The 21448-nt window shown below is 48.0% G+C and carries 22 protein-coding genes; all 22 read right to left on the bottom strand.

Features of this window, described 5'->3' with window-relative positions; translation table 11 throughout:
* Positions 1 to 31: 31 nt before the first annotated feature.
* A complete protein-coding gene (locus BUB28_RS12785; protein ID WP_072951934.1) occupies positions 32 to 976 on the bottom strand; it encodes a transketolase family protein in 945 nt (314 codons plus the stop codon).
* A 5-nt stretch (positions 977 to 981) separates the two neighbouring features.
* Positions 982 to 1821, bottom strand: a complete 840-nt coding sequence (locus tag BUB28_RS12780; RefSeq protein WP_028518669.1) for a transketolase — start codon at positions 1819 to 1821, stop codon at positions 982 to 984.
* Positions 1822 to 2074: 253 nt separating this feature from the next.
* Complete coding sequence (locus BUB28_RS12775) at positions 2075 to 2401, bottom strand: hypothetical protein (RefSeq protein ID WP_072951933.1); 327 nt, start codon at positions 2399 to 2401, stop codon at positions 2075 to 2077.
* A gap of 4 nt (positions 2402 to 2405) precedes the next feature.
* Positions 2406 to 3227 carry a Cof-type HAD-IIB family hydrolase gene (locus tag BUB28_RS12770; protein WP_072951932.1) on the bottom strand — a complete coding sequence of 274 codons (822 nt, stop codon included), beginning with the start codon at positions 3225 to 3227 and terminating at the stop codon, positions 2406 to 2408.
* A gap of 11 nt (positions 3228 to 3238) precedes the next feature.
* Positions 3239 to 4153, bottom strand: a complete 915-nt coding sequence (locus BUB28_RS12765) for an RluA family pseudouridine synthase (protein ID WP_072951931.1) — start codon at positions 4151 to 4153, stop codon at positions 3239 to 3241.
* Positions 4146 to 4655: a signal peptidase II gene (gene lspA / locus BUB28_RS12760; RefSeq protein WP_081373515.1), complete on the bottom strand. Its 510-nt coding sequence runs from the start codon at positions 4653 to 4655 to the stop codon at positions 4146 to 4148. Before lspA ends, BUB28_RS12765 begins: the two co-directional genes overlap by 8 nt.
* Before the next feature lie 69 nt (positions 4656 to 4724).
* Positions 4725 to 7505: an isoleucine--tRNA ligase gene (gene ileS / locus BUB28_RS12755; protein WP_072951930.1), complete on the bottom strand. Its 2781-nt coding sequence runs from the start codon at positions 7503 to 7505 to the stop codon at positions 4725 to 4727.
* Between the two features lie 62 nt (positions 7506 to 7567).
* Entirely contained in the window at positions 7568 to 8128 is a 561-nt protein-coding gene (locus tag BUB28_RS12750) for a DivIVA domain-containing protein (protein ID WP_072951929.1), read from the bottom strand.
* Positions 8129 to 8140: 12 nt separating this feature from the next.
* Entirely contained in the window at positions 8141 to 8899 is a 759-nt protein-coding gene (locus tag BUB28_RS12745) for a YlmH family RNA-binding protein (RefSeq protein ID WP_072951928.1), read from the bottom strand.
* The gene (locus BUB28_RS12740) at positions 8899 to 9369 is read right to left on the bottom strand and encodes a cell division protein SepF (RefSeq protein WP_072951927.1); all 471 of its coding nucleotides are present in this window, start codon (positions 9367 to 9369) and stop codon (positions 8899 to 8901) included. Before BUB28_RS12740 ends, BUB28_RS12745 begins: the two co-directional genes overlap by 1 nt.
* 97 nt (positions 9370 to 9466) lie before the next feature.
* Positions 9467 to 10162, bottom strand: coding sequence for a YggS family pyridoxal phosphate-dependent enzyme (locus BUB28_RS12735; RefSeq protein WP_081373514.1), 696 nt, complete (start codon positions 10160 to 10162; stop codon positions 9467 to 9469).
* Positions 10149 to 11414 (bottom strand): biotin/lipoyl attachment domain-containing protein, encoded by a 1266-nt coding sequence (locus BUB28_RS12730; RefSeq protein WP_072951925.1) that lies wholly within the window; start codon positions 11412 to 11414, stop codon positions 10149 to 10151. The genes BUB28_RS12735 and BUB28_RS12730 overlap by 14 nt, the downstream gene beginning before the upstream one ends.
* 11 nt (positions 11415 to 11425) lie before the next feature.
* Complete coding sequence (gene hfq / locus BUB28_RS12725; protein WP_072951924.1) at positions 11426 to 11665, bottom strand: RNA chaperone Hfq; 240 nt, start codon at positions 11663 to 11665, stop codon at positions 11426 to 11428.
* A gap of 97 nt (positions 11666 to 11762) precedes the next feature.
* On the bottom strand, positions 11763 to 12716 hold the full coding sequence (gene miaA, locus BUB28_RS12720) for a tRNA (adenosine(37)-N6)-dimethylallyltransferase MiaA (RefSeq protein WP_072951923.1): 954 nt from the start codon (positions 12714 to 12716) through the stop codon (positions 11763 to 11765).
* The gene (locus BUB28_RS12715; RefSeq protein WP_072951922.1) at positions 12709 to 13395 is read right to left on the bottom strand and encodes a hypothetical protein; all 687 of its coding nucleotides are present in this window, start codon (positions 13393 to 13395) and stop codon (positions 12709 to 12711) included. Before BUB28_RS12715 ends, miaA begins: the two co-directional genes overlap by 8 nt.
* A complete protein-coding gene (locus BUB28_RS12710) occupies positions 13382 to 14068 on the bottom strand; it encodes a hypothetical protein (RefSeq protein ID WP_072951921.1) in 687 nt (228 codons plus the stop codon). The genes BUB28_RS12715 and BUB28_RS12710 overlap by 14 nt, the downstream gene beginning before the upstream one ends.
* A 9-nt stretch (positions 14069 to 14077) precedes the next feature.
* A complete protein-coding gene (mutL, locus tag BUB28_RS12705; RefSeq protein ID WP_072951920.1) occupies positions 14078 to 16105 on the bottom strand; it encodes a DNA mismatch repair endonuclease MutL in 2028 nt (675 codons plus the stop codon).
* Positions 16106 to 16135: 30 nt separating this feature from the next.
* Entirely contained in the window at positions 16136 to 16756 is a 621-nt protein-coding gene (locus BUB28_RS12700) for a hypothetical protein (RefSeq protein ID WP_072951919.1), read from the bottom strand.
* A gap of 126 nt (positions 16757 to 16882) precedes the next feature.
* A complete protein-coding gene (mutS, locus tag BUB28_RS12695) occupies positions 16883 to 19501 on the bottom strand; it encodes a DNA mismatch repair protein MutS (protein WP_072951918.1) in 2619 nt (872 codons plus the stop codon).
* A 57-nt stretch (positions 19502 to 19558) separates the two neighbouring features.
* Entirely contained in the window at positions 19559 to 20167 is a 609-nt protein-coding gene (locus BUB28_RS12690) for a hypothetical protein (RefSeq protein ID WP_072951917.1), read from the bottom strand.
* Between the two features lie 12 nt (positions 20168 to 20179).
* Positions 20180 to 20587: a YlbF/YmcA family competence regulator gene (locus BUB28_RS12685; RefSeq protein WP_072951916.1), complete on the bottom strand. Its 408-nt coding sequence runs from the start codon at positions 20585 to 20587 to the stop codon at positions 20180 to 20182.
* A 52-nt stretch (positions 20588 to 20639) separates the two neighbouring features.
* Entirely contained in the window at positions 20640 to 21428 is a 789-nt protein-coding gene (locus BUB28_RS12680) for a hypothetical protein (protein WP_072951915.1), read from the bottom strand.
* Positions 21429 to 21448: the final 20 nt, after the last annotated feature.

Here is a 21448-nt window from a genome sequence, read left to right as displayed (position 1 = left end):
CGGATCACTCCGCCCTTTCGTTTGATATCAATTACTTTTTAAGTGCAGCCTTAACTGTCTTAACGATGTTCTCAGCTGAAAGACCGAACTCCTTGAGAAGGTCAACAGCAGGACCAGAATGTCCGAACTCGTCATTTACGCCTATCTTTACAACAGGAACAGGATAGCACTCTGTAACAGCTTCAGCAACTGCTGAACCGAGTCCGCCGATGATGCTGTGCTCCTCAGCAGTAACGATGAGACCTGTCTCCTTTGCGCACTTGCAGATAAGCTCCTTATCAAGAGGCTTGATAGTGTGGATATTTACTACTCTTGCAGAAATGCCATCAGCCCCGAGAGCCTTTGCAGCCTCTACAGCCTCATTTACCATAAGACCTGTAGCCACGATAGTTACGTCCTTACCGTCCTTCATAACAACGCCCTTGCCAAGCTCGAACTTGTATGTTGCAGCGTCATTGATAACAGGTACAGCAAGTCTGCCGAAACGCATATATACAGGACCGTTGAAGTCGAGAGCAGCCTTTACGGCAGCCTTAGCCTCAACATCGTCACAAGGATTGATAATAGTCATGCCCGGGATAGTTCTCATAAGAGCGATATCCTCATTGCACTGATGTGTAGCGCCGTCCTCACCAACAGAGATACCTGCGTGTGTAGCACCTATCTTAACATTGAGGTGTGGATAGCCGATAGAGTTTCTTACTATTTCAAAAGCTCTTCCTGCTGCGAACATTGCGAATGTGCTTGCGAAAGGTATTTTTCCGCAGGCTGCAAGACCAGCAGCAACGCCCATCATATTAGCCTCTGCGATACCGCAGTCGAAGAAACGGTCGGGATAAGCCTTCTTGAAGATACCTGTCTTTGTTGCAGCAGCAAGGTCTGCATCGAGAACTACAAGGTCCTTATATTCCTCGGCAAACTCCTTGAGAGCCTCGCCGTAGCTTTCTCTGGTAGCCTTTTTGATTACATCTGCCATGATAATTAGTCCTCCAATTCCTTTAACTGCGCATTAAGCTCTGACATAGCCTGATCGTACTGTTCCTTATTAGGAGCTGTACCGTGCCAGCCTACCTGATTTTCCATGAATGAAACGCCCTTGCCCTTTACAGACTTCTGGATAATAGCAACAGGCTTGTCCTTTACTGACTCAGCCTCTGTGAATGCTCTGTCGATATCGTCGAAGTCGTGAGCGTCCATAGTGATAACGTGCCAGCCGAATGCTGCGAATTTATCTGTGATAGGCTCGGGAGAGCATACCTCAGTTATAGGACCGTCTATCTGGAGTCCGTTATTATCTACGATAGCAACAAGGTTTGTGAGCTTCTTATGAGCTGCAAACATAGCTGCTTCCCATACCTGACCCTCTTCGATCTCGCCATCGCCGAGGATAGTGTATACCTTATATGACTTGCCGTCTATCTTTCCAGCAAGGGCCATGCCGCAGGCAGCGGAGATACCCTGTCCGAGTGAGCCGCTTGACATATCTACGCCTGGGATATGGATACATGGATGTCCCTGTAAGAGCGCACCGATGTGACGAAGAGACTTGAGCTCTTCTACAGAGAAATAGCCCTTCTGTGCAAGTACAGAATAGAGTGCAGGAGCTGTATGACCCTTTGAGAGTACAAGACGGTCTCTGTCGGGAGCGTCAGGATTTTTCGGGTCATTGTTCATCTTGTTGAAGTAGAGGTAGGTCAGGGTATCGCTTATAGAGAGCGAGCCGCCCGGGTGACCTGATTTAGCGTTATATGTGCCTTCGATAACGCCCATTCTAACCTTGCAGGCTGTTTTCTGCAATTCTTTTTTGATATTTGCGTCCATATTGACCTCCATGATCTTTATTTAACGGCATACAGCCGTGATTTGTTTGACAGCAGAAGGCGGGTGACTCGGTCGCCCCCTAATACTGCTCATGCACCTAACTTTTCAATGGCTCATAAAAGTGTCGCAGGTACAAAAAGCAATAGCAATAATTAATAATTATTCAGACAGCCGCCCGCCCCTGCAATAAAAGCTATGTAATTATTATACCGCAAAAATTGCCGCATTGCAAGACTTTTCTTGCGGTTTATGTTCAGCCGAACAACATCATGCCAAGCACGATGATATAGAATATGAGAAAGCCCGAACAAACCATTGCAGGAAACGCAATGAGCATCTTGTTCTGCTTCTCGTGTAAAGTGCCTCTGAGCCTCAGCGCCTTCATAAGCAGGAGCGATGATATCCACATAGGTATCGCCCAAACAGCCAGTCCCAGAGTTGCCGCATCGCTCATTGTAAAATCGGCTGTGGAAGCCGAGTTCCTTCCGTAGAGCGTGCCGTATACCAGCATAGCCAGAAAACCGACCATGCACAGTATCATTATGATATATGCTGTAATTGCCGCCTTCTTCTTTTTCATTGTTCTACTTGCTGCACCTTTCGATTATGTAGTCTATAAGCTCAGCTACCGCACCATTGTCATTGGTACGTTTCAGAATGAGGTCCGCCTTTTCCTTTACGCTGTCCTGTGCATTAGCAGGGCAAGCTCCTACATCGGCTTCGACTATCATCTCTATATCGTTGTCAAAATCGCCGATTGAAACGAAGGTGCAGCCCTCCATTCCTCTGAGCTTTCTGTATTCTTTAAGTGCCGAGCCCTTGCTCACACCGCTGGGGAGCATCTCTAAGAATATATCCGAGGATTTCACGAAATCCACGTCCCTGAAATCCTGCTTTCCAACGAGTATCTGCATATAATCTACGTCCTCGGGAGCCAGTGAGAAAAGGACTTTCAGCCAGCCACCGTCGGATATTTCGTCAAGCTCGGTATAATTCGGCACTATATTGCACAGCTTCGTGTGGAGCTGCTGATAATCCGTATTACTGAAAACGTAAGTGCCTTCGGTTTTCAGCACCTCTCCTCCTGCCTGAGGCATAAGCTCTAAAAGCGTATGTACATAGTCCTTAGCCGCAGGAGTAAGGGGGTGGGTATAGAGGGTCTCTCCGCTGATATAATCATGGATAGCCGCTCCGTTGTACATTATTATAGGGTATTTAAGTCCAAGTGTGCTGCGGAACTGGTCAAAGGACTGTATAGTGCGTCCCGTAGCCACGGTAAAGCGTCCGCCCAGCTCTGTGAACCGCTCTATGGCAGCTCTGTCGATATCGGTTATCTCCTTTTTCGTATTGAGGAGAGTTCCGTCCATATCGCTGAGCAGCACGACTTTCGATATATCTTCAAACAAAGGTATCACTCCTACATTTTCTCCAGCTTTCTCAGAACTGCCGTAAAGTACTCAGGAAGCTCGCTCTCGAACTCCATGTACTCCCCTGTCGTTGGGTGGATAAAGCCTATTTTACGGGCGTGAAGGCACTGTCCCTCCAGCCCCTTGTATGGCTTTCCATAGACATCGTCCCCAAGCACGGGGTGTCCGATATAGCTGAGGTGGACTCTTATCTGGTGAGTCCTTCCCGTTTCAAGTCTGAGCCTTACGTGAGCATAGCCGCCGTACTGCTTCAGCACACTGTAATGAGTAACGGCATTGCGTGAATTTTCGGTAGTTACGCACATTTTCTTCCTGTCGGTCTTATGCCGTCCGATAGGAGCGTCTATAGTCCCCTCGGTCTCCTTGAAATAGCCGCAGGCAACTGCCTCATACTCACGGGTAAAGCTGTGTACCTTTATCTGCTCCGCAAGCTTTAAATGAGAAGCGTCGTTCTTCGCAACTATGAGCAGTCCGCTGGTATTCTTGTCGATACGGTGCACGATACCGGGACGTATAACGCCGTTTATGCCCGAAAGGCTGTCTCCGCAGTGGTGCAGGAGCGCATTTACGAGAGTTCCCGTATAATTGCCGTGAGCAGGGTGTACCACCATGCCCTTCGGCTTGTTGACCACAAGCAGGTCATCGTCCTCATAGACGATATCCAGCGGTATATCCTCGGGAACAGCGTCCATAGGCTCGGGCTCGGGTATCTCAACGATTATCTCCTCGCCGCCTTTGAGCTTCATGTTCTTGCTTACGGCTTTGCCTGCCGAAGTGACCATGCCTTTTTCAATAAGCCCCTGAACAGCAGAGCGTGTAAGCTCCGCAATATTGTCCGAAATATACTTGTCGATACGGCTCCCTGCGTCCTCCGCAGAAGCTGTGAGGACTACCTGCTCATTCATTTTCAGCCGCCTTTTCCGCCTCAGCCTTCTTAGCCTTTTCTATCTTCGGGTCGATGAAGATACCGTAGATAAGAAGCATCGCAAAAGCCACAGTTACGCAGATATCAGCCACATTGAATATAGCAAAGTGAAAGAGCTTTACCTCGAACATATCAACAACATAGGAGAAGCGGAAACGGTCGATAAGGTTGCCGATGCCGCCTGCGATAAACAGCGCAAGGGCAATGCTGAGGAGCCTTGAACGGCGGTATGACTTAAAAAGCAGGATTATTCCGCCGATGACCACAAGGCTTGTAAAGCCCACAAGGAACCATCTCTGTCCCGACATACTTCCGAAGATAGCGCCGTCATTTTCAAGGTAGGTAAGGTCAAGTATCCTGAAGTCGCCGAAGTGAATGAATTCCTTTGTTCCCACAGGCTTCAGGTCATGTACAGCCCAGTATTTCACGAGCTGGTCAGCTCCCACAAGAGCTGCTATCATCAGTCCAAGAAGTATAGCCACGTTGTTTTATCCTTTCAATAAGACTGCCTGCCGACCTTTTAAGCCGACAGGCAATATAGTACAAATTAATTAAGCCTCAACAGCCACTGCACATCTCTCACAGAGTGTTGGGTGGTCATGGTTTGTGCCGACGTACTTGCTGAAGCACCAGCAGCGTTCGCACTTTTCGCCCTCTGCCTTAGCTACCTCGAAAGTAGTCTCAGCAGCGCCGCTCTTCTCTACCTCAACACCTGAAACGATGAGGATATCCTTGAGCTGGTCAGCCAGTGAAGCATATCTGTCATAATCGGCGTCGCTGCTCTTGATGATTATCTTAGCTTCAAGCGACTTACCGATAGTCTTTTCGTTACGAGCGTCCTCAAGGACCTTGTTTACTGCAAGACGGGTATTGTAGATGAAATCCCACTTGTCTGTAAACTCAGCTGTAAACTCAATGCCGCTCTTTTCAGGCATCTGATTGAGGAATACGCTTTCCTTGTCGTCTGCTGCCGAATGAGGCATAAACTGCCATATCTCCTCGGCTGTGAATGAAATGATAGGTGCAGCCAGTCTTGTCATCGCACTGATTATGCGATACATAGCAGTCTGAGCTGCTCTTCTGAGAACGGAATCTTCCTTCTCGCAGTAAAGTCTGTCCTTAATGATATCAAGGTAGAAGTTTGACATATCTATTACACAGAAGTTGTGGAGAGCGTGCAGAGCGATATGGAAATCGAATGCATCGTAGCCCTTCTTCATTGTGTCGATAAGTGTATCAAGCTTCATAAGTGCCCATTTATCAAGCTCTGTGAGCTGATCGTCGGACACGCTGTCCTTATCGGGATCAAAGCCTGCACCGTTACCCAGGTTGCCCAGAATGAAACGAGCAGTATTTCTTATCTTCTTGTAAGCATCTGAAAGCTGTCCGAGGATAGGCTTAGAGATACGGATATCGCTGTGGTAATCGGAAGAAGCTGCCCACAGACGGAGGATATCAGCACCGTACTGGTCTGTTATCTCGCTTGGGTCGATACCGTTTCCGAGAGATTTATGCATAGCCTTGCCTTCACCGTCAACTACCCAGCCGTGTGTACAAACAGCCTTGTAAGGAGACTGACCCTTGTATACAACAGATGTAAGGAGCGATGACTGGAACCAGCCTCTGTACTGGTCTGCACCCTCAAGGTAAAGATCAGCAGGCCATGTAAGGCTCGGGAAGTCCTTTCCTTCCATAACAGAGGTATGTGATACACCGCTGTCGAACCATACGTCCATGATGTCGTATTCCTTTGTGAATTCACCGCAGCCGCACTCGCACTTAACGCTTGCAGGAATAAACTCGCTTGTATCCTTTATCCACCATGCATCGCTGCCTTCCTTGCGGAAAAGCTCTGAGATAGCGGAGATAGTCTCGTCGTTGCAGATAGGCTTGCCGCAATCCTTACAGTAAACAACAGGTATCGGAACGCCCCATGTTCTCTGACGGGAGATACACCAGTCGCTTCTGTCGCGTACCATGCCCTTGATTCTGTCCTCGCCCCACTCAGGGATCCACTGAACAGACTCGATAGCCTTGATAGCGTCGTCCTTGAAGCCGTTTACCGAGCAGAACCACTGCTCTGTAGCTCTGTATATGATAGGGCTGTTACATCTCCAGCAGTGCGGATACTGGTGGACGATCTTCTGTGTAGCCAGCATAGCGCCCAGCTCTGTAAGCTTTGCAGCGATAGCCTTGTTTGCCTGATCTGTGTCCATGCCCTCGAATTCGCCTGCTTCGGCAGTCTGCTTACCCTTTGAGTCAACGCATACGATGATACCGATATCGTCGTACTTCTTGCACACCTCAAAGTCCTCCACACCGTAGCCGGGAGCTGTATGTACGCAGCCTGTACCGCTTTCAAGAGTAACGTGGTCACCTACGATTATTGGTGACAGACGGTCGTAAAGCGGATGCTTTGTCTTCATTCCCTCAAGCTCAGCGCCTGTGAAGATATGGTCTGTGGTATACTCTGTAATACCGGCAGTTTCCATAGTAGTCTTTACAAGCTCCTCAGCCATTACGTAGTACTCGTCGCCTACGTGAACGAGGGTATAGTTATACTCAGGACCGAGGCATATAGCAAGGTTGCCCGGAATGGTCCATGTAGTAGTTGTCCATATTACAAAATAGATCTTTGAAAGGTCAAGTCCGAGACCTGTGAAGATGCCCTTGTCATCGGTTACGTTGAACTTGACATAGATAGAATAGCATGGGTCGTTTGAATACTCGATCTCTGCCTCAGCAAGAGCTGTATTACAGTCAGGGCACCAGTATACTGGCTTTAAGCCCTTGTACATATAGCCCTTCTTTACCATTGAGCCGAATACCTCTACCTGCTTTGCCTCATACTCCGGACGGAGAGTAAGGTATGGGTAGTCATAGTCACCCAGTGAGCCCAGTCTCTTGAAGCCCTTCATCTGGTTAGCGACCTGAGTCATAGCGTATTCACGGCAGTGCTTTCTGAGGTCAACAGCAGGGATAGCTCCGTTCTCAACGCCGATAGCCTTCATAGCTTTAAGCTCGATAGGAAGACCGTGAGTGTCCCAGCCCGGAACATAAGGAGCACAGAATCCGTTCATATTCTTATACTTAACGATGAAATCCTTGAGAGACTTGTTAAGAGCGTGACCTAAGTGGATCTCGCCGTTTGCGTAGGGAGGTCCGTCATGGAGAACATAAGATGTCTTGCCCTTATTCTTCTCTATCATCTTGTAATAAAGTCTTTCATCTTCCCATTTTTGGAGAGTTTCGGGTTCTCTCTTAGGCAGATTTCCACGCATGGGGAATTCTGTCTGCGGTAAATTAAGAGTACTGTTATAATCCTGTGCCATACTATCTGATCTCTCATTTAAAGGGTCTGAGAGATCCTCCTTTCAATCTTTTTTGGTTACTATTATTCTTCTGTCTCAGCAGCAACAGCAGCAGCGATCTCCTCAGCTGTCTGTGGCTCTTCCTCGTCAGCCTCATCATCATCAAATGTCTCAGGCATTGAAGAGATGAGCTCAAGGTGGCTCTTATACATATCGAAGAGGCTCTTCTTGAAGTCAGCTACCTGCTGCTGAGCCTCGATGAGAGCTTCCTTCTCCTTAGCTATCTCAGCGCGGTTCTTCTCCATAGCCTCTGCGTGCTGACGTACAGCCTCGTCCTCAAGAGCAGCAGCCTTTTCCTTAGCCTCTGCAAGTATCTGCTCAGCCTTTTCGTTAGCTTCGTTGAGGACCTGATGACCCTGCTTCTGAGCACCAAGGAGTGCGTCCTTGAGAGCGTCCTCGTCTCTCATATATTCTCTTACCTTGTCGGCAAGCACCTGTATCTTACTGTTAGCTTCTGCACGCTCGCGCTCCATTTCGTCGAGCTCAGCCTCGAGCTGTGTAAGGAATTCGTCTATTTCCTCCTGCTTATAGCCGAAAGCAGCTTTTTCAAATCTCTTATTTCTAACGTCCTTTGAAGTTATCATTTCAATTCACCTCTAAATATATTTCTTCAGATTGATGTGTATGCGGCCCTTTCTGGTCGAGCCGTTAATACCCGAAAGAATGTACCTTCCGCAGCCTCTCACCGAGAGGGTATCCCCCTCCTTTACTTCGTGCGAGACCGAAGAAACGGGAAAGTGGTTCACATCCACCTTGTCCGAACGGATAAGAGCAGCAGCCTTTTCACGGCTCACATTTGCCGCCGCCCCCACTACACAGTCAAGACGCAGTGAAGCGACAGTACCGCTTATATCCTGAAATTTCTGAGCATTTTCCAGCTCAAATGGCTTGTCATCGGATATTTTTACTCCGACCCTGCCTATTTTCGAGACCGCAGACATGATAAGCCTTGCCGCAACTTCACTGACAAAGGTCTGCGCAGTTCCCTCCTCTGCGGCGATATCGCCGATGGCTTCGCGCTTCAGCTGCTGAGCCATAAAAGAGCCGAGAAAGTCTCTGTGCGTAAGCTTGTCCTCCTTGCGATAGCTGAAGGTGAGGCATTTCATAGGGAAATCATCTCTGATATACTCCTCGCAGTAATCGGGGTATACAGCAAGCATCTTTCTTCTGGCATTCTCATATCCGCCCCATAGCATATACCTTAGCCCACCAGTGTTTTTTCTGCACCACATCTCAGCCTCTGCGCACTGACGCTCGTCGAGAAATGATGAGAACTGAGCTGTCCCGTCCCTTTCACAGAGCGAGACCATATCCCCCAGCTTTGCAGCAAACAGCTTATCCGACTGATCGTTCATCAAATGAATACGCCGTTATTCTCCAGCTCGCCAACAAGGTCCTCGCCGATAAAGCCGACATTATATGGAGTAATGATATATGTCAGGTTGGCAACAGGCTTGAGGCTTCCGCCGTTTGCATAGGCAACACCTACAAGGAAGTCTATTATTCTTCTCTTATTCTCAGGAGAAGCTGTTTCAAGATTAAGAACTACAGTTTTCTTTGCAATAAGGTGATCTGCGATCTGCTTTGCGTCTGTGAAAGCTGAAGGCTTTACAAGAACTACCTGAAGCTGTGCAGTGGTCTGGATATTAACTACCTTGTTTCTTCTGCCTGTGCCCGGAGCACTTGTCTCATTCACAGGAGCATCGTCCTGATCTGAGGGCTGGAAACCGCTTCTCTCTCTCTCATGACGTACTGGTACATCAGCTTCAAAATCATCATCATCTGCAGCAAAGAAAAAATCCTTGATACCGTCAAAAAGTTTCATCTTAATACTCCTTCTCCGCATTATTTGTTTATATATATTTCTCTTCACAGGATCAATGCGGAGAATCCCGTGTTGATATCCAGCGTTCCGCTGTATGTTACTTTGAGTAATCTCTTGCGCCGAAAAGTCCCGTACCTATACGCACAAGCGTAGAGCCGTACTTTATTGCTTCGGCGTAATCATGCGTCATACCCATAGAAAGCGTATCCATATCGGGGTACTGAGCCTTAACGCTGTCGTAAAGCTCCTTCATACGTCCGAGGAAGATATCGCTGTCGCTCGGCGGCGGGATAGTCATAAGCCCCCTTATCCTTATACCGTCAAGCTGTTTAAGTCCGCCAATGAGCTCACTCAGCTCTTTTGGATCGACTCCGCTCTTGGAGTCCTCACCTCCGATATTGACCTCGCACAGGATATCCATAGTCCTTCCGTTCTTAACGGCGAGGCGGCTTATCTCCTGTCCAAGTCTCAGGCTGTCAACGGACTGTATCATACTTACCGTATTTATAATGTATTTTACCTTGTTTGTCTGTAAATGGCCGATAAACTGCACCTCAGCCGACTTATCATAAAAATCGGCTTTTGAGAGATACTCCTGCACCCTGTTTTCCCCCAGAAGGTCTATCCCAAGCTCTATAGCGTGGTTTATGGCTTCCGGAGCGACTGTCTTGGTAACAGCCATTATGCGTACATTATCCTCGGGACTTCGGTATTTAACCTTAGCATCAGCGCATCTCTCTCTTATTATGTGCAAATTCTCGTCGATATAAGCGAGATCGTTACTTTTTACCATCTTTCTCGACCTCCTCAAGCATAATATCATCGTAAAGCGCAAGATACTCGTCCGTATCATCGGTTATCTCAGAGAGCACGTAATCGCTTCCCTCGTAGATGACCTTTATCTTCTTGAAAAGTACCTGTTCGCCCTTACGGATATATACACCCTTGCTGGTAAGCACCTTTTCGGCTTCGTTTCCGTTCTCGTCGGTATACGTTGTCTTTATATCGGCAAAGCGTATAGCCTCACGGGGAACTTTAAGACCTGTGTACTCACCCTTGATAAGCTCCACGATCTCGGCTCTGTGCTGAACGAGGTCGTAATTGAACTTATCACATGATATTATGATAATACTTTTAGTTTTGCTTTCGTCACGTATATCCGTGATAACCGCCGGATAAGCCTCCGCAGAAGAATCAAACCTGAGCTTTACCTCATCTCCGATAGCGTACTCTTTCTTTGAGTTATCGGCAACAAGTGCAAGATACCAGCCGTAGCCGTCGATAAGCTTTCCGACCACGTTTGGCGCTGTGGATTTTCTGTCGGTTATCCCTTCCAGCATCGAGACCGTAAGACTGTCAAGGTTCTTGCTGGTGAGCTTTTCCTCATAGCCGTCTATATAGCTTGCGAAATATGCCGAGCGTTTCGCAGGTATGATTTCCTGCGGAGAAACCTTTTTGGCATCAAGCCTTGCTATCTCAGCCTTTATGTCCGAGATCTTCTGGCTGAAGCCCTGTACCTCCTCTGTTATTATCTGATAGGTACTGAGCTTTACGAGAAGCTCCTCACTCACCTCGTCAAGGGTCTCAAAATCGCCCATGTCCCTGCAATAAATGAGCCTTCGGTAATTCTCGTCGATACTTTCCGAAAGATTGGCGGGCTGTGCCGATTCGAGAGTACCGGGGTTCTGTATTTTCTGAAGGACAGCGAGCTCTTTCTCCAGCTTAGCCCTTTCATGCTTTATGCTCAGCTGCTCGTCCGAGGGGTAAGCCTCTGCGATTATAGTGCCGTTGCCGACCTTTCCGCCGTCAGACACATTATAACTGAGCACGCCTCCGCCGTTATAGAGGATCATCTCCTCGTCCCTGATGAATACTCCCTTGTATTCCTTTGAGGATACTGCGGAAGCCGTCAGAGCCGCAACGGTATTGCTCTCTCTGTTGCGGAAGTTATAGACTATGCTGATAAAGATTATCAGAAGCAGCACAAGGACAACGTTCCTCAGGAGCTTGACCATAAAGCTGCCTTCCGATCTGGCAAATCGCATTCAGATCACCCTTAGTCGTTCTTTTCCGAAGCGTCAAGAATAGAAACTGCTCTTGCAGGAATGATGGTAGATATAGCGTGCTTGTAAACCAGCTGCTGCTTGCCCTCGCAGTCGAAGATAGCAACATAGCTGTCAAAGCCTCTTACCATACCCTTGAACTGAAATCCGTTAGTAAGGATAATAGTTACCATGATCTTGTCTTTTCTGCACTGATTGAGAAAAACATCCTGCAGATTGATTGTTTTGTTCATACACATTCTCCTATCCGATTTATTTGTTTACGTGTGTAAAATGCGTGTAAAATAATTTTCCAAATAACACGCGTAGAAATACACACATTACATTATATCACACTTCAAAGTGTTTGGCTATAGTTTTTTTGCATTTTTCTAATATTTCAATTTTTTTATTAAATGTATCAAGCATTATCCACTCTATACGCTGATTTCTTCTGAACCATGTCAGCTGACGCTTGGCATAGTGTCTGGTCTCCTGCTTGATATCGGCAATGCAGTCCTCAAGTGCAGCTTTTCCCTCAAAATACGGGATAAGCTCCTTGTAGCCGATAGCGTTGGCAGCTGTTTTCATGCCGCTTTCCAGCCATAGCTGCCTTGCCTCCTCAACGAGTCCAGCCTTCACCATTTCATCTACGCGCAGGTCTATGCGGTCGTAAAGAGTTTGTCTGTTCTCGTAATTCAGCCCGATAATAAGGGAATCATACGGACTTTCCACTAATTTGCTCTCACGTTTAAGGTCGCTGAATTTCCTGCCCGTAACATGGCATACCTCCAGTGCGCGGACTACTCTCACCAGATTATTCGGGTGTATTCCCTCTGCCGCCTCGGAGTCTATAGCCGCAAGACGGGCGTGCAAAGCTTCATTGCCATTCTCCTTTGCAAAGGCGTAAAGCTCCTCGCGGTAAGCCTCATCGCTGCCGCCCTCGGAAAACTTCACATTTTCGAGGAGAGAATCTATGTACAGTCCCGTTCCCCCTACTATAATAGGAAGGCTGCCCCGTGAAAGCACCTCCTGTATCTTTTCGTTGGCAAGAGTGACATAGTCCGCAGCACTGAAGCTAACGTCCCTGTCAAGGATACCCATGAGATGATGAGGTATCCCTTGCTTTTCCTCCTCCGAAGGCTTTGCCGAGGCTATGTCCATGCCCTTGTATATCTGCATGGAATCGGCGGAGATGACCTCTCCGCCGTATATCTTGGCAAGCTCAACGCCCAGCCATGTCTTGCCCGATGCCGTAGGTCCTGCAACTGCAAGCACGAAGGGCTTATCTTTCTTTTCACTCATTATCAGTTTCTCCCGACTGTACGCTTTTTTCTGCACTTCGTTTTCCCAATTTTCTTTCAAAGAAGCGGAAAAGCAGAACAACTGCCACTATTAGTACAGCTATGGCAACTACAGCTATTATACTGCGCAACTTGCTATAGGTGGCTCCTCCAAAACTAAAGGCAAGGCTCTCGCCGTCTGCCTTGAAAATGTACATAACAGGTGTTTTGAAAAATGCATATCCTACATCTGCTGTATTTGTGACTATAAGGATATTGCCCTTGCTGTCGCAGTAGGCAAGCTTCACTCTGTTAAGCTCATTGAAAATCTTGTAATTCTTTGTGTTATATGTGTAATGGGCTTCGCCGTTATGAACGGAGTCAAATTTCACGCAGCAATGGCGGAGCAAAAAGCTCGTATAGCCGTCCTTATCGTATTTTGCAAGCTCGCAGTCCTTATCAAGTCCGAGGAGCTTTCCGTTCTCCTCGTTGAAATCAACTGCGTATTTATCATCGCCTTTGGCTTTTACAAGCAGGTCCACGAATTCCGTACCCTCGGGAGCATTTTCAAATCCGATCCGCTGCCATGTTTCATCGTGATCCCACGCAAAGGCTGTCATACAGCCGAAAATACAGGTAACAGCTGCAAAAAGTCCTGCTATAAAAGCTTTTATGCTGATTTTGAGACTACTTTTCATCATTATCGACCTCTCCCGACTGTATGTGCTTTATCATCTTTGCAGACTGTGCCTTTTTCCTTAGTCTCGCTATGATAATGCCTGCTGCGGTAAGAATTGCAGGAACTATGACCAGAAATGGTACAACTATCATCATAAAATAGGGCGGTCCTGTACTTATACTGCATGAAAGGCTGTCGCCGTTTGCATTAATGGTATATGCACCTATATTGAAACGCAGCTTGTCGAACTTCGCCTTTTCTGTAACTCCCAGCACATTTCCGTCCTTGTCGCAGTAGGCAACCTTTATAGTCTGAAAGTGATTGAATATCTCGCTGTTCTCCTCTTTCAACCTGAAACTCGTATACATATGCTCCGAAATCTCGGCTTTATCGAAACACGCACAGCTATGGCGCAGAAGCATACTTGTATAGCCGTCCTTGCTGTACTGTGCAAGTCCGCAGTCCTTAGTCAGACCGAGAAGTTTTCCGTTCTCCTCGTTGAAGTCCACGGCGTACTTGTCATTTTTCCTGTCCTTTACCAGTATATCCGCAAAGGCAGTACCCTCGGGCGCGTTTTTTAAATCTATGTTCTGCTCCATTGTATCGACATCCCACGCAAAGGCGGTCATACCGCCGAAAAAACACATAAATACTGCGAAATATACTGCGATGAATGCTTTTACTGCTCGTTTCATAGTTTCTCCTTACGTTCTTTTGAACTGGTGGGATATATTACTCTTGGTCATGGTGAACATTACAGGTCTGCCGTGAGGACAATGGCGTATCCTCTCGTCGAAATAGACCTGCTCCGCAAGGGATTGCAGCTCTGCGATATCGTTCTTGTCATTGCCCTTGATTGCGGATTTGCAGGCAACTGTATGGAGCATATCGTCCAGCATATGTGACTGTGGGTCATGGCTGTACATACGCAGATTATTGGCTATCTCGGAGATTATGTCCTCCATTTCAAGCTCCATTATAAATGTGGGCACTGCCGTAGCAACTACGCAGGGCTTCTCGGAAAAATCAAAGGCAAAGCCCAAATCTGCAAGAAGCTCCTGATTCGCTTCGAGTGCGCTTATCTCGTCACCTGTGAGCAGCACACGTACTCCCGTAAGGAGCTGCTGGCTGTACTGCCTGCAATTACGGCTTTTCAGACGCTCGAAGATTATACGCTCATGGGCAGCGTGCTTGTCTATCATTATCATGGTATCGTCGCCTACCTCGGCTACGATGTAAAGTCCGAAGGCTTCACCGATAACACGTATCTTAGGCTTTTCCGTCCATACCGACTCCTTTGGAGCTTCGGGCTGTGCAGGCTTGGCAGGCTGTGCTGCGGCAAATGCCTGCTGTGTTATATAACTGAAGCCCTCAACAGCCTTCGGCGGCTCAGGCTCTTTTACTTCAACAGGCTCGGGAACCTCCGCCCTCTCTGCGACCTGCTCTGCTGCGGGAGCTGTCTCCTGTACGGTCACAGGCTTTTCGTATACGGGAGCTGCCGCCTGCACGGGCTCGGGTCTGTCATAGGCAGGGCTTGGCTTTATGTCTGCGATATAGGGCTTTTCCTCGGCTACAGGTTTCGGAGCTGTGTATGCAGGTACAGGAGCTTCGGCGAGCTTCTTTTCGGTCTCCTCTATCTTGTCAACAGGAGTGAACAAGAACTCCTGCTGTATCATCTCCTCCTGCTCGGGAGCAGCCTTAGTCCAGTCTGCATGGGGCTTCAATTCAAACTCATAGATAAGTCCGTCCTTCATCATGGCATTCTTCACAGCAAAGTACACCGCATCGGATACGGATTTTTCATTTGTGAAGCGCACCTCCGCCTTTGTGGGGTGGATATTAACGTCCATTGTGCTGGGCGGCAGGTCTATGAGGAGTATGCAGGCAGGGAATTTTCCTGTCATTATCATGTTCGTGTAGGCATTTTCCAGAGCCGCAGAGCATAAGCGTGAGCGGACATATCTTCCGTTTACGAAAAAATTCTGAAATGCACGGTTGTTCTTGGAGTACAGCGGCTTTATGACATAACCTCCCACATGGACTCCCTCGTAATCGTAGTCCACGGGGATAAGGTCACGGGCAAAATCACGTCCGTAGACCGCATATACCGCCGAAAACAGCTCTCCGTCGCCGCTGGAATTGAACTCTGTGCGGTTGTCGCGTATAAAGCGAAAAGCTATGTCAGGGTGTGACATAGTTATCTTCTGGAGTATGCTGCTCACCGCATTTGCTTCGGTAACGTCCTTTTTCATAAACTTGCGTCTTGCAGGCACGTTGTAGAAAAGGTCGCGGATAATTATAGTAGTGCCGTCGGGACAGCCGCTCTGCTCATGAGTTTTCTCAGCGCTGCCCTCGATAGTATAGAGAGTGCCGTAAAGCTCTCCCTTCTGCTTTGTCATTATCTCCACACGGGCTACAGCCGCAACAGAGGCAAGCGCCTCACCGCGGAATCCTAAAGTGAGGATATTGTCAAGATCCTCCTTGGCACTTATCTTGCTTGTGGCATGGCGCAGAAATGCCTTTGGTACGTCATCAAATGACATTCCGCAGCCGTCATCGGTGACGCGCATATATGTAGCTCCGCCGTTTTTTATCTCCACGGTTATATGAGTTGCCCCTGAGTCTATGGAATTTTCCACAAGCTCCTTTATGACCGATGAGGGACGCTCTATTACTTCACCTGCGGCGATAAGTTCTGATATTTCCTTGCTAAGCACGTTGATAGGCGGCATATTTTACTTCCTTTCTGAATGTAACGCAGCTCAGACCAGCTTGATATCCTTATTCATTATGAGGACTCCGCCTGCATAGATATGGTCGTCGGTATATCCCTCTGTGTCCATATGTCCGAACTGCTTTTCGGATACTATGGCTAACGGACAGACAGACGGCGCAGCACCGTCCTTTATCTCCTGCTCTGTAGGGATACCGTCGCTGTTTTCGAGCTCGGTCTGTACTGTACGTGTTTTCGGGAGTATCCACATAAGGCTTGCGATGTTCTTCATCTTTGCAATAGCCTCTGTTTTGTATACGCCTCGCTCCGCCATGACCTCCTCCTCGGGGAAGAGCAGAGTAAAGCTGTACTCCCTGTCCGCAGGATAGTTATTGCTGATATATCCGCGTATCTCGGAGAATCCATCATAGCTGAAAAGCATCTGCTTATAATCATTCTCACGGCTCTCACCGCTTCCGAGAACGAAGTTTTCTTCCAGCTTCTTCTGGTTATACTCCAGTATATCCTCGATAGTTTCGTTTTCGGAGCCGTTTACGCCCCCCTTGAATTCAAGCCCTGCGTGCTTGATGTAAGCAAGGAGCTCCTTCATATTGTCGTAATCCAGCTCAAGACGGCTGTATTCAAATGTCATCGAAATGTATGCAGGCATATTTATCCACCTCTGTTATCATTTTTCATGGGACGCCGAGAGCGGCGTTCCCTACACGTTTTTTAGCTAAAGGCTCGGGCGGATGATATCCGCCCCTAAAGGCTAAGGGCTAACGGCTAAAAGATGTCACTGCAGTGCCGCAAGCATATCCTTCAGCAGCTCACGGCATTCGCTGTCGCTGAGCTCGTCTATATTGGTCTTTTCAAGCATATCCAGTGCCGCTTCACGTCCGAGACTTCCGAAGCTTATCTGTCCGAAGTCGTCATTCTTTACCACGGGACGCTCGTTTCCGTGAGCCTTCTCCATTTCTTCAAGGAGCTCTCTTGCACGGGCTACCACCTTTGCAGGAAGTCCTGCAAGCTTCGCAACATCTACGCCGTAGCTCTCGTCAACTCCGCCGCGGACTATCTTACGCAGAAAACGTATAGTGCCGCCGTGCTTGTTTACGGCGATGCTGTAGTTCTTTACGCCTTCAAGCTCGTTTTCGAGACCGATAAGCTCGTGATAGTGAGTCGCAAAAAGAGTCTTACAGCCCAGCTTCTTTGAATTGCATATAAACTCCGCAACTGCACGGGCAATGCTTACGCCGTCAAATGTAGAAGTGCCTCGTCCCACCTCGTCAAGGATAACAAGGCTGTTCGGAGTTGCATTTTTCAGTATATCCGATACCTCGCTCATTTCCACCATGAACGTTGACTGTCCTGCGGTAAGGTCGTCGGAAGCTCCCACACGGGTGAATATCTTATCCACCACCGATATCCTTGCGGAGTCGGCAGGCACAAAGCTTCCTATCTGCGCCATGAGCACGATAAGGGCATTCTGACGCATATATGTTGATTTACCCGACATATTAGGTCCTGTGATTATGGACATTCTGTCGGACTTATTGTCGATGTGCAGGTCATTAGGCACGAATACCTCGTCCGTGAGCATAAGCTCAACTACAGGGTGTCTGCCTGCCTTTATATCTATGGAGCCGTCAAGAACGATATCAGGCTTTATGTACTGATTTCGCAGAGCTACGTCCGCAAATGAGCAGAGCACGTCCACAGAAGCTACAGCAGAGGCTGTTTTCTGAACGGGTTCAAGCTTTGTTGCAAGGAAGTCGCGGACCTCAGAGAATATATCCGCTTCGAGCGCAAGAGCCTTGTCCTTTGCACCGAGGATAGCATTCTCGGCATTTTTAAGCTCCTCTGTTATGAAGCGCTCCGCATTTGCAAGAGTCTGCTTGCGTATCCAGCCCTCGGGGATAAGGTCGTAATATGAGCGAGTGACTTCAAGATAGTATCCGAACACGCGGTTGAAGCCTATTTTCAGGTTCTTGATGCCTGTTGCTTCCTTTTCGCGCTGTTCTATCTCGTCGATGATGCCGCGTCCGTTGTTCATAATGTGACGAAGGTCGTCAAGCTCCTTGTTGAAGCCCTCCTTGATAACTCCGCCGTCCTTTACAGAAACAGGCGGCTCGTCGATTATGGCATTCTCAACAAGGTTCACAAGCTCGTCAAGGGTGGATATCTCCTCATTGTAACGCGCAAGGAGCTTAGAGTCCGAAAGCTTTGCAAGCTCCTGTTTTATGAGCGGGAGCTGCATAGCCGTAGCCGAAAGTGATTTCAGGTCGCGGGGATTTGCACTCTTGTACATTACCTTTGTCATAAGACGTTCAAGGTCATAGACTCTGTCAAGCAGGTCGGTAAGGTCTGCAAGCACCACGCTTTTGCGGTAAAGTGCTTCAACAGCGTCAAGGCGCTCGATTATCCTTGCAGGGCTTTTAAGGGGCTGCTCTATCCAGTTTTTCAGCAGTCTGCGTCCCATTGAGGTCTTTGTGGAGTCAAGCACCCACAGCAGTGAGCCCTTCTTCTCCTTGCTGCGGAGAGTCTCCGTAAGTTCAAGGTTTCGCCTTGCATTTAGGTCAAGCCCCATGAACTGGTCGCCGTTGAGTATATCTATCGCCGTAAAGCGCGATACCGAAGTTTTCTGGGTATCGTTTATGTAATCGAAAAGTCCGCATACAGCCGCACAGTCTGCACCGTCCTCGCTTATGCCGAGCTCAGTTACCGACTTTACACCGAATACCTCCGTTACCGTATCACGCCTTGCAGAAGGCGTAAAGCAGATAGTATCGCGGAGAGTAACTGCGCATGAAAGGCGCACCTTTACGAAATCCGCTGCTGTTTTCAGCGAAAGGAAGTTTTCGGGGAAGATTATCTCCGCAGGTCTGCACCTTGAAAGCTCGTTTATGACACCTGCTTCAAGGTCCTTGCCCTCAAAGAAGCTGAGAGCCGCATCGCCTGTAGAAATATCGGCAGAAGCAACGCCGCAGGTATTTGTATCCTTATCGTAGAAGATACTGCATATGTAGTTGTTGCTGCCGTCATCAAGCATACTGCTCTCGGTCAGCGTACCCGGAGTAACAACTCGTATAACATCGCGGACTACTATGCCCTTGGTCTCGGCAGGGTCTGTGAGCTGCTCGCATACAGCCACCTTGAAGCCCATATCTATGAGCCTCTTTATATACATATCCGCCGCATGATAGGGAATCCCGCACATGGGAGCACGTTCCTCAAGTCCGCAGTCCCTGCCTGTGAGGGTGAGCTCCAGAGCCTTTGATATCTCTATAGCATCGTCAAAGAACATCTCATAGAAGTCACCGAGGCGGAAGAAAAGCACACAGTCCTTGTACTTGTCCTTGACCTCCAGGTACTGCTGCATCATGGGGGATATTTTGCTTCTGTCGATTTCCATTGGTCATGCTCCTTTTACTCTCAATTAATATAAATGCCGCCGATACACCTGCCGCGGTCACATTCTCTTCAGGAATACTATCAGAAATGCTATGATAACGCATGATATAGTAAGAACTGCGGTTATCAGTACATTTCTCTGCTTAATGCCTTCAAAGTCTCTCGTATTGTCGTCATTTATGGGGATATTATGCTGCCTTGCCCACCTTATAAGGTCGCCGCAGCCGTCGCAGCTCTTATTAAGAGCTGCGATCTTGCCGCCTGAGGACATTATTTTAAGATTATTGAGCGAAGCTCCCTTTATTTCGGATATCTCGCTGTAATTATAAGTCCTGCCCTTTACGGTGATGCTGTCGCCGTTTACCTCGGCAATGTCGGTCTTTTCTATCTTTGAAGCATATATCATGCAGTATATCGCAAAGAATATAGCTATAAACGCGAGAACAAGACCTGCTGTCTGCAAACTTGCAGAGGGACGCATGGAACGCACAAGCACAACGGCTGCGCAGCCTATTGTACAGAATCCAATCTGCCTTGTCTGCGTTACTGTTTCTGCACAGCATCTCAGCTTGAAGCTGTAAGGCGGCTCACCAACGTCAAAGGTTTCTATCAGTTTGTTTACTGCTCCTATCTTTTCAAGCAGCTTATTGTTGTTACTATTGTCCATATCAGCTTTTTATCAGTGGCAGCCTGCGCAGGATGCACAGCTTCCCGTGCAGCCCGTTTCCGGTACCTGACAGGTATCTGGGTCCTCACCGTTTGCGCAGAGGCTTATTATCTGCTGAATATTTGAAACAAGCTTTTCAAGAGCCTGCTGTGCGCCTGTGAAAACTATCATCTTAGGGTTCTTCATTATCTTGTTGTATGTGGATTTGAGCTCTGTATCCAGTGCCTTGATATTGTCAGAATCAGGCTCCTCGGCACTCATTGCGCTGCCTAAGTTCATACGGAGGTCCTCAAAGCGGGCGATATCCTCCTGAAGCTCCTTGTCCTCATCGTTAGCCTGCTTTGCAAGCATATAAGCTGTAAATCTGTCGTCCTGCTGGATAGCCTTTCCAAGCTCTCTTGTCATTTCCATAATATCCATTTTTATACTCTCCTTAAAAAATCATATTGTTATAGTCTTGCTGTACTGTATCTCAACCCATGTAATCGAGGTTGAGTCCGTCATATTCCTCGCTCTCGCCGTTTGCGTGGTAAACATAGGTCTTTGTCATTGCATCGTCGCCCATACCGAAGCTTGAAACATATACATGATCTATGTAGCGTATGCCCTTTTCCTCAAGCACCTGATCGTATGAAGTGATCTCTTCGTCGAGATTGAAGTCGTAGCTGCCGTTTGACTTTAAAGTACCGTTTTCCCATTTATAGTAAATTATGCTTGCTGCGCCCATATGTCCCCATACTATAACGAAATCGCCTGTATTCTCGTCATAGGCAAAGGAAGTATGTCCGCCGCCGTAAAGACCAAGATCCTTAGCACCTGCTTCGTCATCAAGGGTGTATATGTGTATCTGGTAATCTGCCTCACAGGTACCGTATTTCAGCAGAAGCTCGGGGATACCGTCTGCGTCAAGGTCGCGGAATGCATATTCTATGCTTGCATTGCCCTCGTTCCTGTTGACTGTTTCGTCGAACTTGCTCTTTATCACACCCTGATATATAGCAGGGTACATATCCATGCGTCCGCCTGCCGAAACCATTCCGTCAGGCTCTTTTGTTGTCTCGGGAGCTGTTGCTGCTTCCGCAGAAGTCTCCGCTGCTGTGGTCAGTGCTTCCGTAGTTTCTTCCTCGGGAGCCTCTGTTGTTACAGCTTCAGTTGCTTTTGTAGTTGTCTCAGACTTTGAGTCTGTGCCGTCCTTTTCGGTTTTTCCGCAGCCTGCCAGCATAACTGCTGCAAGGCATGATAATGCGATAATTCTTTTCATTTGTATCCTTCTCCTTTTTA

The sequence above is a fragment of the Ruminococcus flavefaciens genome, assembly GCF_900143025.1.
Lineage (GTDB): Bacteria > Bacillota > Clostridia > Oscillospirales > Ruminococcaceae > Ruminococcus > Ruminococcus flavefaciens_I.
The sequence above is the reverse complement of the archived record's forward strand: the minus strand, read 5'-3'. Positions and strand labels throughout refer to the sequence as shown.

Bases quoted from the DNA above. Each gene is read 5' to 3' on its own strand.
- BUB28_RS12785 (WP_072951934.1), bottom strand. From the start codon at position 976: ATGGCAGATGTAATCAAAAAGGCTACCAGAGAAAGCTACGGCGAGGCT.
- BUB28_RS12780 (WP_028518669.1), bottom strand. From the start codon at position 1,821: ATGGACGCAAATATCAAAAAAGAATTGCAGAAAACAGCCTGCAAGGTT.
- BUB28_RS12775 (WP_072951933.1), bottom strand. From the start codon at position 2,401: ATGAAAAAGAAGAAGGCGGCAATTACAGCATATATCATAATGATACTG.
- BUB28_RS12765 (WP_072951931.1), bottom strand. From the start codon at position 4,153: ATGAATGAGCAGGTAGTCCTCACAGCTTCTGCGGAGGACGCAGGGAGC.
- ileS (WP_072951930.1), bottom strand. From the start codon at position 7,505: ATGGCACAGGATTATAACAGTACTCTTAATTTACCGCAGACAGAATTC.
- BUB28_RS12750 (WP_072951929.1), bottom strand. From the start codon at position 8,128: ATGATAACTTCAAAGGACGTTAGAAATAAGAGATTTGAAAAAGCTGCT.
- BUB28_RS12745 (WP_072951928.1), bottom strand. From the start codon at position 8,899: ATGAACGATCAGTCGGATAAGCTGTTTGCTGCAAAGCTGGGGGATATG.
- BUB28_RS12740 (WP_072951927.1), bottom strand. From the start codon at position 9,369: ATGAAACTTTTTGACGGTATCAAGGATTTTTTCTTTGCTGCAGATGAT.
- BUB28_RS12735 (WP_081373514.1), bottom strand. From the start codon at position 10,162: ATGGTAAAAAGTAACGATCTCGCTTATATCGACGAGAATTTGCACATA.
- BUB28_RS12730 (WP_072951925.1), bottom strand. From the start codon at position 11,414: ATGCGATTTGCCAGATCGGAAGGCAGCTTTATGGTCAAGCTCCTGAGG.
- hfq (WP_072951924.1), bottom strand. From the start codon at position 11,665: ATGAACAAAACAATCAATCTGCAGGATGTTTTTCTCAATCAGTGCAGA.
- miaA (WP_072951923.1), bottom strand. From the start codon at position 12,716: ATGAGTGAAAAGAAAGATAAGCCCTTCGTGCTTGCAGTTGCAGGACCT.
- BUB28_RS12715 (WP_072951922.1), bottom strand. From the start codon at position 13,395: ATGATGAAAAGTAGTCTCAAAATCAGCATAAAAGCTTTTATAGCAGGA.
- BUB28_RS12710 (WP_072951921.1), bottom strand. From the start codon at position 14,068: ATGAAACGAGCAGTAAAAGCATTCATCGCAGTATATTTCGCAGTATTT.
- mutL (WP_072951920.1), bottom strand. From the start codon at position 16,105: ATGCCGCCTATCAACGTGCTTAGCAAGGAAATATCAGAACTTATCGCC.
- BUB28_RS12700 (WP_072951919.1), bottom strand. From the start codon at position 16,756: ATGCCTGCATACATTTCGATGACATTTGAATACAGCCGTCTTGAGCTG.
- mutS (WP_072951918.1), bottom strand. From the start codon at position 19,501: ATGGAAATCGACAGAAGCAAAATATCCCCCATGATGCAGCAGTACCTG.
- BUB28_RS12690 (WP_072951917.1), bottom strand. From the start codon at position 20,167: ATGGACAATAGTAACAACAATAAGCTGCTTGAAAAGATAGGAGCAGTA.
- BUB28_RS12685 (WP_072951916.1), bottom strand. From the start codon at position 20,587: ATGGATATTATGGAAATGACAAGAGAGCTTGGAAAGGCTATCCAGCAG.
- BUB28_RS12680 (WP_072951915.1), bottom strand. From the start codon at position 21,428: ATGAAAAGAATTATCGCATTATCATGCCTTGCAGCAGTTATGCTGGCA.